Annotated in this window: 15 protein-coding genes; 8 read left to right on the top strand and 7 right to left on the bottom strand. The window is 62.0% G+C overall.

Annotation, left to right across the window (positions count from 1 at the left end; translation table 11 throughout):
- Positions 1-229: 229 nt before the first annotated feature.
- On the bottom strand, positions 230-1102 hold the full coding sequence (pdxY, locus tag BFQ00_RS12310; protein ID WP_065933670.1) for a pyridoxal kinase PdxY: 873 nt from the start codon (positions 1100-1102) through the stop codon (positions 230-232).
- Positions 1103-1219: 117 nt separating this feature from the next.
- On the opposite strand from pdxY, the gene BFQ00_RS12305 reads away from it, so the two are divergent.
- A complete protein-coding gene (locus BFQ00_RS12305; protein WP_065933669.1) occupies positions 1220-1615 on the top strand; it encodes a DUF3301 domain-containing protein in 396 nt (131 codons plus the stop codon).
- Here the strand turns inward: BFQ00_RS12305 and BFQ00_RS12300 are convergent.
- From BFQ00_RS12300 to zigA, 3 genes are read right to left on the bottom strand one after another with little or no spacing between them, the layout of a single operon-like run.
- The gene (locus tag BFQ00_RS12300) at positions 1609-2571 is read right to left on the bottom strand and encodes a CobW family GTP-binding protein (RefSeq protein WP_065933668.1); all 963 of its coding nucleotides are present in this window, start codon (positions 2569-2571) and stop codon (positions 1609-1611) included. The genes BFQ00_RS12305 and BFQ00_RS12300 overlap by 7 nt on opposite strands.
- Positions 2572-2615: 44 nt before the next feature.
- A complete protein-coding gene (locus BFQ00_RS12295) occupies positions 2616-3260 on the bottom strand; it encodes a DUF1826 domain-containing protein (RefSeq protein WP_065933667.1) in 645 nt (214 codons plus the stop codon).
- Complete coding sequence (gene zigA, locus BFQ00_RS12290) at positions 3260-4468, bottom strand: zinc metallochaperone GTPase ZigA (protein WP_065933666.1); 1209 nt, start codon at positions 4466-4468, stop codon at positions 3260-3262. Before zigA ends, BFQ00_RS12295 begins: the two co-directional genes overlap by 1 nt.
- 140 nt (positions 4469-4608) lie before the next feature.
- Between zigA and BFQ00_RS12285 the strand changes: the two genes are divergently transcribed.
- Entirely contained in the window at positions 4609-4977 is a 369-nt protein-coding gene (locus BFQ00_RS12285) for a glutamine synthetase (RefSeq protein WP_065933665.1), read from the top strand.
- On the opposite strand, the gene BFQ00_RS12280 is transcribed toward BFQ00_RS12285, so the two are convergent.
- A complete protein-coding gene (locus BFQ00_RS12280) occupies positions 4974-6185 on the bottom strand; it encodes an N-acetylmuramoyl-L-alanine amidase (protein ID WP_065933664.1) in 1212 nt (403 codons plus the stop codon). The two genes, BFQ00_RS12285 and BFQ00_RS12280, sit on opposite strands and share 4 nt — an antisense overlap.
- 128 nt (positions 6186-6313) lie before the next feature.
- Here BFQ00_RS12280 and folE2 point away from each other — a divergent pair, with 128 nt between their 5' ends.
- The 5 genes from folE2 to BFQ00_RS12255 are packed head-to-tail and all read left to right on the top strand — an operon-like array spanning position 6314 to position 10182.
- Positions 6314-7204 carry a GTP cyclohydrolase FolE2 gene (gene folE2 / locus BFQ00_RS12275; protein ID WP_065933663.1) on the top strand — a complete coding sequence of 297 codons (891 nt, stop codon included), beginning with the start codon at positions 6314-6316 and terminating at the stop codon, positions 7202-7204.
- Positions 7201-7869 carry a metal ABC transporter ATP-binding protein gene (locus BFQ00_RS12270; protein WP_065933662.1) on the top strand — a complete coding sequence of 223 codons (669 nt, stop codon included), beginning with the start codon at positions 7201-7203 and terminating at the stop codon, positions 7867-7869. Before folE2 ends, BFQ00_RS12270 begins: the two co-directional genes overlap by 4 nt.
- Positions 7869-8735, top strand: coding sequence for a metal ABC transporter permease (locus tag BFQ00_RS12265; RefSeq protein WP_065933661.1), 867 nt, complete (start codon positions 7869-7871; stop codon positions 8733-8735). The genes BFQ00_RS12270 and BFQ00_RS12265 overlap by 1 nt, the downstream gene beginning before the upstream one ends.
- 11 nt (positions 8736-8746) lie before the next feature.
- Complete coding sequence (locus tag BFQ00_RS12260) at positions 8747-9625, top strand: metal ABC transporter substrate-binding protein (protein ID WP_065933660.1); 879 nt, start codon at positions 8747-8749, stop codon at positions 9623-9625.
- Positions 9622-10182, top strand: coding sequence for a gamma carbonic anhydrase family protein (locus tag BFQ00_RS12255; RefSeq protein WP_065886671.1), 561 nt, complete (start codon positions 9622-9624; stop codon positions 10180-10182). The genes BFQ00_RS12260 and BFQ00_RS12255 overlap by 4 nt, the downstream gene beginning before the upstream one ends.
- A 38-nt stretch (positions 10183-10220) precedes the next feature.
- Here the strand turns inward: BFQ00_RS12255 and BFQ00_RS12250 are convergent, their stop codons facing one another.
- Positions 10221-10742 (bottom strand): DUF3617 domain-containing protein, encoded by a 522-nt coding sequence (locus tag BFQ00_RS12250; RefSeq protein ID WP_065933659.1) that lies wholly within the window; start codon positions 10740-10742, stop codon positions 10221-10223.
- A gap of 130 nt (positions 10743-10872) precedes the next feature.
- On the opposite strand from BFQ00_RS12250, the gene cls reads away from it, so the two are divergent.
- Positions 10873-12312, top strand: coding sequence for a cardiolipin synthase (gene cls, locus BFQ00_RS12245; protein WP_065894378.1), 1440 nt, complete (start codon positions 10873-10875; stop codon positions 12310-12312).
- 140 nt (positions 12313-12452) lie between these two features.
- On the opposite strand, the gene cfaB is transcribed toward cls, so the two are convergent.
- Positions 12453-13637, bottom strand: coding sequence for a C17 cyclopropane fatty acid synthase CfaB (cfaB, locus tag BFQ00_RS12240; RefSeq protein ID WP_065933658.1), 1185 nt, complete (start codon positions 13635-13637; stop codon positions 12453-12455).
- Positions 13638-13690 lie beyond the last annotated feature (53 nt).

Raw genomic sequence — 13690 nt, 5'->3', positions numbered from 1 at the left:
AAGAGCGTTTTGCTTACTTTTGCGCTTTTCAAAAGTGAGCCGCTGTAAAAGCGGAACCATTAGCAGCCGTTACCGCAGAAACGGATATGTACTCCGTCCAATCCAGCATCCTGGTCGGCCCAGAGGCCGCCATCGGGGGCAAGCCCCCTCCCACATTTGGATTTGTGGAGCATCAGCAAGATAGTCATAGGCTGCTGGGGCTTGCCCCCCCACATTGGGTTCTATGTATCTACAGGCTGATCGGCATCGCCTCAAAGCGTACCCGGGGATGGGCGATTCGATCCTGCGCCCGCACCAGTTCCAGTTCATAACTGGCGCAGGCCTGGGTCTCCAGCAGCACCTCATGCACCGCCGCCGCCGTGAACTCGAACGCCCCCACCAGGCTATCACCCAACAGCACCCGCGCCAGAAACAGCCCCGACGTCAAGTCACCCACACCCACCGGCTGGCGCGGGAAGGCCAGCAGCGGCCTGCGCAAGTGCCAACTGCCCTCGGCCGTCACCAGCAACATCTCGAAGCCGTCCGGCAGCTTGCCCGGGTAATCCAGATGCTTGACCAGCACCGCCTTCGGCCCGCGCGCCAGCAAGGCTTTGGCCATCGCCAGGCAATCGAACAGCGATTGCGGCTTGCGCCCGGCAAAACTGTCCAGTTCCAGCTGGTTGGGGCACAGGAAATCCGCCATGGCCGCAGCCTCGTTGAGCAGGAAATCACTGACTTCCTGGGGCACGCTGCAGCCCTTTTCCGGATGGCCCATCACCGGGTCGCATAGGTACATCGCTTTGGGATTGAGCGCTTTGATCCGCGCCACGCCACTTAGAATGGCGCGTCCCTGAGCCGCGCTGCCGAGGTAGCCGGACAGCACCGCATCGCAGTTACCCAGCTCGCCGATCGCCGCGATACCTTCCACCAGTGCCGGAATTTGCTGCGGCGCCAGCACTTCGCCCGCCCAGTGGCCATACTGTGTGTGATTGGAGAACTGCACCGTGTTGAGCGGCCATACATTCACCCCGACCCGCTGCATGGGGAACACGGCGGCGCTGTTTCCGGCGTGGCCAAAGACCACATGAGACTGGATCGCAAGCAGATGGGGTGTACGTTTCATGCAGGAGATTTCCATAAAGCCGTTGAAATTCTGGCCGCGCAGTATGCGACTAAACGCAGCCTGTACGACAGACCGGCGACACAGTTAAGCTGCGCTCACTTTGTTGGAGTTCATGGAATGCTGACCCTGGGAAACATGTTCGTGTTGATGCTGCTGGCGACCGGCGCCGCCTGGGTCTGGCACAACCATGGCTTGCGCGAACGCGCGCTGGAGCGGGTCAAGCAGCACTGCGCCAAGCTCGACATCGAACTGCTCGACGGCGCGGTGGCGTTGAAACGCATCGGTCTGGTGAAGGATGCCAAGGGTCGGCGCCGTCTGGCACGCGTCTACAATTTCGAGTTCACCGTGACGGGCGAGGCTCGCCACAGCGGGACCATCACCCAATTTGGCGCCCACAGCGCGCAGATCGAACTGGCGCCCTACCCGTTCGAAGCCAAGGAGCCGCTGCCCAGCGCCGACGTCATCGAACTGAGCCAGTGGCGCCAGGACCACGCCACCAAGAACCGTCAGTAACGACAGGCCACCAGGGCGGCCTGCAATGCCGCCACGTCCTGGGGTGCGCTGAAGATCAGTTCGATACGCGAATCGCGGCGCCATTCGCTGGGCTGCCAGGCCAATGGGCTGTTATCCACAGCATTGGCGGATACCCAGGCCTCACGGCTGTGGATAACCAGTTTGGCACGACGCCATTCCAGACCTGTCAGCCACTGCTTCAAGCACTGCGGATCAAATTGCTGGCTCGGGTGCCAGCGCCAGCCAATGCTCCAGCCGTCCTCCTGGGCCTGACTCAGGCAGATCGGCAGCGCGGCGTCGCTCCAGACCGCCTCCATGTGCGCCAAGCCTTTGGGCACCACAAAGTTATCCACAACCCCGCCCGCCTGTGCCTTCAAACCAGGCAGTTGCTCGATGGGCAACCGTGCCTGACGCGTCCAATAAACCGCGTTGCCGGGTAATTGCTGCGCTATGGCCTGACGCTGCCGCGCATCCAGCGTCTCATCCTTGTTCAACACCAGCAGGCCGGCACTGGCCAGCGCCTCCTGCTGCGCCGGCGGCAAGGGTTTGCCCGCTGCCAGGGCTTGGGCGTCCAGCACCAGCACGCAGGGCTGAACCGACAGCACGTCCTGCCATGGCGCCTGGCCCAGTTGTTTGAGTAACTGCGCCGGATGGCCCAGGCCCGAAGGCTCGATAAACAGCCGATCCGGCCTGGCCTTGCGCAATAACCGACCCAGGCCTACCTGGAACGGCGCACCATTCACGCAACACAGGCAGCCGCCCGCCACCTCGCCCAGGGCAATGCCATCCTCTTCTTGCGTGAGCAGGGCTGCGTCCAGGCCGATCTGCCCGAACTCGTTGATCAACACCGCCCAGCGCTCGTTGGCCGGACGCTGGGCAAGCAGGTGTTTGATCAGGCTGGTCTTGCCGGCGCCCAAGGGCCCGGCAATCACGTGGGTGGGAATGTTCTGCAACATGGGTGGCATCATTCAGACCGTGTAGAGCGCTTGATCCTACGCGTTTATGCGAGCCAATCCAGCGTGAGAATCAAGCGACGCTCATTCGCCTTCAGGGCGGGCGAGCGGTGAATCAGGCCATGATTTTCGTTGCCGTGCCATTTTGTCCCCTTGAGCAGCGCCACTTCACCGCAGTGAATCTGCTCGATGCGCTCGGCGGGTTCTGCGTCAGGTTGGCTCAAGCGGCAGCGGTCCATGACGCCTTCGCGCAGCCACTGGCTGCCAATGCCCGCGTAGGTAGTGATCAGCCGCACAGGCACATGGTCGACATGGAAACGCGGACACATCGCCTTGTCCAGCAAGCGCAAACGCACGCCGATGCGCCTGGCGCCAAGCAGGCAGGCGAATGCGCTGACCAGCCAGGAGACATCGGCGATAAAGCCGTCATAGCCTTCAAGATCACGGCAACCGGACGCCAGGCCCTGCAAGTTCGGCGCGGTGTCTTCGTCGCTCAACTCGATGACCAATGCTTCGGCCAGCGGCTCATCGAGCGACACCAGCAACGCACCGAACTCGGCGATATGCAGCGGCAATTGGCGCTGCCACAGCGCCAGGTTCACGCCGTCTTCGAGGATATCGGAGAGCGCCAGCGGGGTTTCGCCGCAGGTCTGGCGGATCACGGGGCGCAGGGGAATAACCGGGGCCAGCATCAGGCGGCTGCCTCCTCATACCAGGGGCCAAAGGGATCGACCCACTGACGCCAGCCTTCGACGCCCAGGGCCATTTCTTCGTCAGTGAGCAGGCACTGCTCGAGTTCGGCGCGCATCTGCGCGAAATCAATGTTCTGCCCGATGAACACCAGTTCCTGACGGCAATCGCCAGTGCTCGGCTGCCAGTTGCCCATGATTGCCGCGACACTTTCTTCGTCTTGCGGCCACTGGCTTTTCGGCACGAAGCGCCACCAGCGCCCGGCAAAGCCATGGCGCATCAAACCACCGGCCTGGGACCAACTGCCGGCGTCCTGGTGTTTGCTGGCCAGCCAGAAAAAACCCTTGGAACGCAACAGCTTGCCATTCACCCAGGGGCGGTCGATGAAGTCGAAAAACCGCTGCGGATGGAAGGGGCGGCGCGCGCGATAAGCGCTGGAAGCGATGCCGTACTCTTCGGTTTCCGGCACGTGCTCGCCGCGCAATTCCTGCAACCAGCCCGGGGCCTGGGCGGCCCGCTCGAAATCAAAGCGCCCGGTGTTGAGGATGGTGTGCAGGGGCACCTGCCCCATCACCATCGGAATGATGTGTGCCTGGGCATTGAGCCGTTCGAGGATCGCCATCAGCTCTTGGCGCTCGTGACTGCCGATCAAGTCGATCTTGCTGATCAGTATCACGTCGGCGAACTCGATCTGTTCGATCAACAGGTCGGTGATCGAGCGCTCATCCTCTTCCCCCAGGGTTTCCCCGCGTGAGGCCAGGCTTTCTGCGGCTTGATAGTCGAGCAGGAAATTCATGCCGTCGACCACGGTGACCATGGTGTCCAGGCGCGCGATATCCGCCAGGCTTTGCCCGTTTTCATCGCGAAAGGTGAAGGTTTCGGCAACAGGCATCGGTTCGGAAATGCCGGTGGATTCGATCAGCAGGTAATCGAACCGACCTTCCCTGGCGAGCTTGCCGACTTCTTCGAGCAAGTCTTCGCGCAAGGTGCAGCAGATGCAGCCGTTGCTCATCTCCACCAGCTTTTCTTCGGCGCGATTGAGGGTGACGTCGCGCTGGACCTCGCTGCCGTCGATGTTGATTTCGCTCATGTCGTTGACGATCACCGCCACGCGCAGGTGTTCGCGGTTGCGCAGTACGTGGTTGAGCAGGGTGCTTTTACCGGCGCCGAGAAAGCCGGACAACACGGTAACGGGTAGACGATTGGGCATCAGGTCGCTCTCATCAGGCTGCCCGGTCAAGCCGGGCTTTGTTTTATGTTATATTATAACAATACAAACAAGCCAACCCTCCTTGCTCTGCGTGACGAAGGGCGCGAAGCTTGATCACCTCCCAACCCCAGAGAAACCCGATGAAACGCCTGCGGTACATCCTGCTATTGGCAGCGGCGGGACCTGCCTGTGCTCAATCCCCAAGCCTGTCGGCCCACTGCACGCGCAGCGCCAACCTGCTGGCCTGCGTTGACCCGCTGGGCAATGCCTACAGCGTGGCGACCGTCGGCAGCACCACGTATTTGCGCGGTTTCGAAGTGATCGGCAAACGCTACTGGGCACAAACCAACAGCCGCTACGGGCAGCTGACGTTCTTTACCGGGTTGGCATCGGACGGTGAGGCGTGGGTCGGCTACACGCGGCGCGTGGGCTGGACCACGCTCAACCGCTTCTCCAGTTCCGGCGGAGCCGGCGCCACATTCACCTGCAGCCGCATCACCGGTTGCTAGACCTGGCCTTTCTTCTGCTCCTGCGCCCACGCCATATAGCTGTTCATCGGTGGGTTTTTCTCGAAGTATTTTTTCAGACCGTCGAACAGGCCATCGGCAACCGCCTGTTGATGGCGCGCCGTCACCAGCCGCTGGGCGTCCTGGGTGTTGGAGATGAAGCCGGTCTCGACCAGGATCGACGGCACGTCCGGTGATTTGAGCACCGCAAATCCGGCCTGCTCCACCCGCTTCTGATGCAGGCTGGTGATGTTTTGCAGGCTACCCAGCACCGAGCTGCCCAGTTGCAGGCTGGAGGCGATGGTGGCGTTCATCGACATGTCGAGGATTACTCCCGCGAGCATCGGGTCCTTGTCCTTGAGGTTGAGTAACGTCGTGGCGCCCAGCAGGTCCGCGCCGTTTTCGCGCTGTGCCATGAAGCGGGCGGTCGCCGAGGTGGCGCCGCCTTCGGACAACGCGTACACCGAGGCCCCCGAAGCAGTAAGCCTTGGTGCGGCGTCGGCATGCACGGAGATGAACATATCGGCTTTGTGCTGACGGGCGATGTCCACGCGCTTGCGCAAAGGCACGAAGAAGTCATCGTTGCGCACCAGCTTCACGTCAAAACCCTTTTCGCGTTTCAAGCGTTTGGCCAGCAATTGAGCGATCGACAGCACCACATCTTTTTCCCGCTGACCCTTGGAGCCGATGGCGCCGGGGTCCTTGCCGCCATGACCCGGGTCGACCACCACAATGATGTCGCGCCGGGGATGGGTTTTATCCACCGGCGCGATCAAGGGCGCAGGTTCGGCGGCGATTTGACGAGGCGCCTGTGTGGCGCGGGTCAGGTCGAGCACCAGGCGGTGGCCCTGGCCCTCCTGGGGCGGCAACAGGAAACTGTTGAGCTGCATCGGCGCGGCCAGGTCCAGCACGATGCGGGTGTCGTTCTGGCCGAAATGCCCGGAACGGATCGAGGTAATTCCGCTGTCCTTGAGCGCCAACTGGGAGAAATCGCCACTGAGCCCTGCGCCGCTCAGGTCGATGATCAAGCGTTCCGGGGCGGTCAGTGAAAACGTCTTGTATTGCACCGGGCCGCTGAGGTCGAAGACCAGCCGCAGCTTATCGGCCGAACGCCACAGACGCGCATTGCGGATCTGCGTGGCGTAAGCCCCCGGCGGCAAGGCGAACAGGGGGCTGAGCAACAGCAGGTTGAGGAGCTGACGTCTGTGCATGACCGATACCGCGAATAAGGGAGCGTCCCTGCTCGACGTGACTGAAGAAAGGCTGGAGCAGAAAATTCATCGTGAATGTCATTGTTATACTATAACATGTCTAATTATTACCAACGATGGACCTTCTTATGAATGCGCTGACTCTGCCGGATATCGCCGCGCAGGCTTCACGCCAAGCCTTGCCACTCGACTGGGTGGGCATGTGCGGCGTGGCCTTGCCTGTCCTGTTTGATGGCCAACGCCTGCTCGCCACCGCCGATGCCGGTGTGAGCCTGGACGATGGATCGGCCCGTGGCATTCATATGTCACGCCTGTACCTGGCACTGGAAATGTTCGATCAGCAGCCGCTGACGCCTGCACTTCTGCGTAATGTACTGCAGCGCTTTCTCGACACACATGAAGATTTATCTAATAACGCCTACCTGCGTATCCACACCAACTTGCTGTTGAAACGCCCGGCTCTGGTCAGCCCTTTGGACGGTTGGAAACGCTACCCGGTCAGCATTGAGGCGCGTCTGGAAAACCGGATGTTCCACGTGGAACTAAAAATTGACGTGACCTACTCATCAACCTGCCCATGCTCCGCCGCCCTTGCCAGGCAATTGATTCAACAGCAATTTCTCGACGATTTCGCCAACACGCCATTGCAGCATGCAGACGTGTTGACCTGGCTCGGCAGCGCCAACGGCATTGTCGCCACCCCCCACAGCCAACGCAGCAGCGCGCAGTTGCATGTGCACCTGCAAGGCGAGCAATTGCCAATTGTCGACCTGATCAACAGCGCCGAAGCCGCCCTCGGCACCGCCGTGCAAACCGCGGTGAAACGTGCCGATGAGCAAGCCTTCGCCCTGGCCAATGGGCAGAACCTGATGTTCTGCGAGGACGCCGCCCGCCGCCTTAACCTCGCCTTGAAGCACTCGGATGCGGTCAAGGCCTTTCACCTCAAAGTGGTCCACGCCGAAAGCCTGCACGCGCACGATGCCGTGGCTGAAAGCCGCTGGGCGAGACCTTCCACATGATCACCTGCAATGCGTTGCGCTGGGGCGCTCCGGGCCAACCGCTCACCCCCGCCGTGGATTTCACCCTGGAAAAAGGCAGCCTCACCGGCGTCATCGGCCCCAATGGCTGTGGCAAAAGCAGCCTGCTCAAGGTCATCGCCGGCTTGCAGAAGCCGCTGGCAGGAAAGGTCAGCGTCGATGTTCCACGGCGCGGCGGCCTGGCCTTCCTGCCCCAGCAGCAATACCTGGACCGGCAGTTCCCCATCAGCCTGCAGGAACTGGTCGCCGCCGGATTGTGGGGCACTCGGCTCACGGCACCGCAACGCAACGAACGCCTGCACGCCGCGCTGGAAGACTGGTGCCTGAGCGGTCTGGAGCAACGCCCGTTAATGGCCCTGTCCGGCGGGCAACTGCAACGCGCCTTGCTCGCCCGCATGAGTCTGACCGACTCGCCGATGTTGCTGCTCGACGAACCCCACGCCGCCCTTGATGAGGAAGGCCAGGCGCTGTGCTGGAAACACATCCATGCCTGGCATGAAGAAGGCCGCACGCTGATGGTGGTCTGTCATGACCTGGCGTCGGTGCGCCACCACACACCGGACGTGCTGCACATCAAAAGCACAGGCTGCGCGCTGGGTCCGAGTAAAGAGTTGATTCGTCCACAACCGCAATTGCAGGTGGCCTGATGCAGGTTGCCGCCCACTTGTGGATGCCCTTTGTCGACTTCGTGTTCATGCGCCGCGCGCTGATTGGCGGGCTGGTGCTGGCCTGCAGCACCGCGCCGCTGGGGGTGTTTTTGATCCTGCGGCGCATGAGCCTGATCGGTGATGCGGTGGCCCACGGCATTCTGCCCGGCGCCGCCCTGGGCTTCTGGTTCGCCGGGCTGAGCCTGCCCGCGCTGACCCTCGGCGGCCTCGGCGCCGGGCTGGGCATGGCGGGGTTATCCGCGTGGATCACCCGCCGCACCGGCCTGCGCGAAGACGCCAGCCTCGCCGCCATCTACCCCATCTCCCTCGCCGCCGGCGTGTTGATTCTTGGCATCGCCGGCAAGCGCCTGGACCTGCTGCACCTGCTGTTCGGCTCCGCGCTGGCCGTGGATGAAACCACCCTTACCGGCATGCTGTGGGTGACCGGCTTCAGCCTGATTGCCATGGCGCTGATCTACAAACCGCTGTTGCTCGATACCCTCGACCCGCTGTTCCTGCAAACCGTCAGCCGCCTGGGCCCGCTCGCCCACGGACTGTTCCTGACCCTGGTAGTGCTGAACCTGGTGATCGGGTTCCAGGCCATTGGCGCCTTGATGGTGGTGGGTTTGATGATGCTGCCGGCCATCGCTTCACGCTTCTGGAGCCGGCGCCTGCCGGTATTGATCGCAGTATCGGCAGTGCTGGGATGCCTGTCGGTATGGCTGGGTCTGCTGTTGTCGTTCTATTACTCACTGCCCAGCGGCCCGGCCATCGTGCTGGTGGCGGGCGCCGGGTATTTGCTGTCCGTGGTCTTCGGTCCGGTGCACGGCTTGCTGCGCCGCCCGCCCTTGCTGTCATCCCAATGAGGTGTTTTCCGATGCGCGCTCTACTCGTGCTGTTCAGCCTGCTGCTGCCGCTGTCGATGGCCCAGGCCGCCGACAAACTCCAGGTGGTCACCAGCTTCAGTATCCTCGGTGACATCACCCATCAGATTGGTGGCGATCACATCCAGATCAGCAACATGGTCGGCCCGGACGCCGACGCCCACACCTACGAGCCCACGCCGGACGACGCCAAGGCGCTGCTCAAGGCCAGGCTCATCATCAAGAACGGCCTGGGCTTCGAGCCCTGGTTGGACCGCCTGGTGACCAGCACCGAAACCCGGGCCACGGTGGTCACCGCCAGCAAGGGCGTGATCTCCCACACCATGGACGAGGACGGCGAGACCATCCCCGACCCGCACGCCTGGCACAACCTGGCCAATGCCGAGATCTACGTCAACAACATCACCAAGGCGCTGGTGGCCGCCGACCCTGCCAACAAGGCGGACTATATGCGCAACAGCCAGGCCTACCTGAAAGACATCTACCGCCTGCTGGCCGAAGCCAAGGCCAGGTTCGGCGCGCTGCCTGCGGGTAACCGCCGTATCGTCACCTCCCATGACGCCTTCGGTTACCTGGGCCAGGCCTACGGTATCCAGTTCCTCGCGCCCCAAGGCCTGTCCACCGAGCGCGAACCGTCGGCCGCCGAAGTGGCCGCGTTGATCACCCAGATCCGCAAGGACAAAGTCAAAGCCGTGTTCATGGAAAACATCAAGGACTCACGCCTGCTCAAGCAAATTGCCGACGAAAGCGGCGCCCGGATCGGCGGCACGCTGTACTCCGATGCCCTGGCCGCAGAAGGCCCGGCCAGCACCTTTACCGGGCTGTTCGAGTACAACCTCAACACCTTGTGCGCCGCGCTGGGCAAACCATGATTCGCAAGAACCCTTCCGGCGATCTGCCGGTAATAGCCGAATCGGCCTATGTCGACAAAACCGCGATCATCTGCGGCAAGGTCATCATCGGCGAAAACGTGTTTGTGGGCCCCTACGCCGTGATCCGCGCCGACGAAGTCGACGCCAGCGGCGCCATGGACCCCATTACCATCGGTGCCAATTCCAATATCCAGGACGGCGTGGTGATCCACTCCAAGTCCGGCGCCGCCGTGACCATCGGCGAGTTCACCTCGATTGCGCACCGCTCCATCGTGCATGGCCCCTGCACCGTCGGCGACCGCGTGTTCATTGGCTTCAACAGCGTGCTGTTCAACTGCGCCGTGGGCGACGGCTGCGTGGTGCGGCACAACTCGGTGGTGGACGGGCGCGACCTGCCCGCAGCCTTCTATGTCCCCTCCACCACCCGCATCGGGCCCACTACCGACCTGTCGCAATTCCCGCCGGTGAGTGTCAGCGCCTCGGAGTTTTCCGAAGACGTGGCGCGCACCAATGTCGACCTGGTGCGCGGTTACAAGGCCCTGCAAAACGAGTTCTGAAGCAGGAGCCGGGGGTTGATTGGCAATGCCCGGCTGGATCAGGCGCGAGGTTTGACGGTGCCGCAATCGTTACCCAGCCACTGGGCGTGAGTGTCCAGGCTGCCCTTTTGCTGGATGCCGGTGGCATTGAACGTGCCGTTGACGGTGGTGGTGAATTCTTTCTGGCTCTGGAACGTCGCCACCCCAACACCCTGGGCTTTCGGGCAACTGAAGCGGAATTTCCACTGGTTGCCGGTCTTGTCGGTCACTTGCTGTTTGCAGCCCGATTGCGGGTCGGTCAGGGGGATGGAATCGGAGGCGACCTGAGCCGGCGTCAGGCACACCTGCACGCCTTTACCGGCCATGGTAATGCCTTGTTTTTCCAGCATGGCGCGCTGTTCGGGGGTCATCTGTTGCTTGAGCTGACCGAGGATCAGCGACAGGTCCGGCAGGTCCTGGTTATCGACTTTCATATTGCTGGTGGTCAATTCCCACAAGCCCGGCGCCAACATCTGCGCCTGCGCCGCCACCGGCAGCGACAAACCAACAACCATGGACAAACACAGCAGACGAGCATTCATCGGGTAACTCCTGGGCAATGGTGGGCGTTAGACGCCGCAAAGGCGCCAGTGTTGCACGGCAAATAAAATAGCGACATTCACTGTGGAACATGGTCTGTTACGCACTGGACTGCCCGGAGTGATGTCGTTCATGGATTTTTTTGGCCCGCACCTGCTCGCCTACTTCATTGCCACGCTGCATTTTTTCGGGAGCCTCGCCGCAGTCCATGCGGTACTGACCGTCAGGACCGCCCAAGGCTCGATTGCCTGGGCGTTGTCGTTGATGTTCATGCCCTATCTCACGCTGATTCCCTACCTGATTTTCGGGCGCAGCACCTTCGATGCCTACATCCAGGCGCGTCGCCAGGCCAACCAGGAAATGCACCGGGCAATCGCCGAGCTGAACTGGCGCCCGTGGGTCGAGGAAGCGCTGGCCGCACGCAACTCCAGTGCCTACGCGTCCTTGCGCGCCATGCCCAAATTGGGTCGCATGCCCTGCCTGGCCAATAACCAGGTGCAGTTGCTGGTCAATGGCGACGCCACCTTCAGCGCCATCTTCGAGGCCATCGGCAACGCGAAAACCGCCGTACTGTTCCAGTTTTTTATCATTCACGACGATGACCTCGGCCGCCAACTGCACCGGCTACTCACGGCAAAAGCGGCAGAAGGCGTGGACATCTACGTACTCTACGACCGTATCGGCAGCCACGCCCTGCCCCATCGCTACGTACAATCGCTGCGCGACGCCGGGGTGAAGGTCAAGGCCTTCGCCACCCGCAGTGGCTGGCTGAACCGCTTCCAGGTCAACTTTCGCAACCATCGCAAAATCGTGGTGGTGGACGGCGTCACCGGGTTTGTCGGCGGGCACAATGTGGGCGATGAATACCTCGGCAAAAAGCCGCCGTTGTCACCGTGGCGCGATACCCACGTGCAGGTCACCGGCCCGGTGGTGGCATGCTTGCAGGAGTCGTTTGCCGAGGACTGGTTCTGGGCCGCGCGGGCATTGCCGCCGCTGATCCTGCCGGACGCTTATCCGGAAGACGGCGTGCTCTGCCAACTGCTCGCCAGCGGGCCGGCGGACCCGTACGAAACCTGCTCGCTGTTTTTCGTCGAGGCCATTCATGCCGCGACCCAGCGCGTGTGGATCACCAGCCCGTATTTCATCCCCGACGAAGCGGTGTTCGCCGCCCTGCGCCTGGCCGTCCTGCGCGGCGTGGATGTGCGCGTGCTGCTGCCCTCGCGTCCCGACCACCGCATCGTGTACGCCGCCTCCAGCCTCTATGCCATCGAAGCGGTACGCGCCGGCGTGCGGGTGTTTCGCTACACCCCCGGGTTCCTGCATCAAAAAGTGGTACTGGTGGACAGCGAAATCAGCGCCATCGGCAGTGCGAACATGGACAACCGTTCGTTCCGGCTGAATTTCGAAGTGATGTTGCTGACGGTCGACGAAGCCTTCGCCAAAGAGGTGGAACAGATGCTGCTGGACGACTTCGCCCAGGCCCATGAAGTCAGCCAGGAAGAAAGCCGCGAAACCCGGCGCCTGCAACAGCTGGGCATGCGGGTGGCACGCTTGATCTCACCGATTCTTTAAACACACAGGTGGCCGGTCCTCTGTAGGAGCGAGCTTGCTCGCGAAAAACGTCAACGATAACGCGTGCTTCCTGAATGAACGCGGTGCCTGTGAGTTTTTCGCGAGCAAGCTCGCTCCTACAAAAAGCCCCCCTCCCACATTCAGCGGTAGATATCTTCCCGCGTCCACGGCAGTTCATGGCTGCCATCGGCATGGGGTTTCACCGCCAGGATCTGATGCAGGTTGATCCAGCCCCGCGCAAACGCATAGGCGCAACCGGCCAGGTACAGGCGCCAGATACGCAAGGCGTGCTCCGGCACCCTCTTCGCCGCCGCTTCGAGGTTGTCCTCCAGGCGCTCGCTCCAGTGGTCCAGCGTGCGGGCGTAGTGCAGGCGCAGACTTTCGACATCCACCACTTCCAACCCGACTTCGCTGATTTCGGCCGTCATCATCGCCAGGTGCGGCAACTCGCCATTGGGGAAGACATAGCGCTCGATGAACTCCCCGGCGCCACGGCCTACGGGACGACCGTCGGTATGCTTGGCGGTAATGCCATGGTTCATCACCAGGCCACCTTCGCGCACGGCGCCGTGCAGAATCCGGCAGTATTGCGCCAGGTTCGCGTGGCCGACATGTTCAAACATGCCCACGCTCACCACCTTGTCGAAACGGCCATCCTGAGGCAGGTCGCGATAGTCGAGCAACTGCAGGTCGACCTGCTCTTCAAGGCCTTCGGCCCTGACCCGCTCTCTGGCCAGGGCCAGTTGTTCCTTGCTCAAGGTAATCCCGAACACCTTGACGCCGAATTCCCGCGCCGCAAACCGCGCCAGCCCGCCCCAGCCACACCCCACATCGAGCAGGTATTCACCCGGCTGCAAGCGCAATTTGCGGCACAGGTGGCGAAATTTGTCTTGCTGGGCCTGGTCAATGGACTCGCTGCCGGTTTCGAAATAACCGCAGGAATACGCCATGTCCTGGTCCAGCCATAGCTGGTAGAACTCGTTGGACAGGTCGTAGTGGTAGGAGATGGCCGCCGCGTCGGTTGCCTTGTCGTGGATCGAGCGCACCGGGCGAGGTCCGTCGTCGTCGTCGATCAAGGCGTGACTCAATTCGTCACATACCCTGATCACCTCGGCAATGGAGCCTTCCAGGTCCAGCTTGCCCTCGACGAAGGCTTCGCCCAGTGAATCGAGCGTGGGATGGGTCAACTGTGTGACGACCGTAGGGTCCTTCACCACAATGGTCACACTGGGCTCAGGGCCCAGGTTGAATTCATGGCCGTCCCAGAGTCGCAGACGCAGCGGTAGCTGAAGATTCTGTAAGGCCGGTGGAAGTTGCGCGAGCATGAGTAGTCCCCCCCTTGTTTCAGACGTCTGGAGTGAGGGTAGACCATCCCAAA

Origin of the sequence: Pseudomonas sp. 28 E 9 (assembly GCF_900004785.1) — a bacterium.
In the GTDB taxonomy this organism is placed as follows: Bacteria; Pseudomonadota; Gammaproteobacteria; order Pseudomonadales; family Pseudomonadaceae; genus Aquipseudomonas; species Aquipseudomonas orientalis_A.
The sequence above is the reverse complement of the archived record's forward strand: the minus strand, read 5'-3'. Positions and strand labels throughout refer to the sequence as shown.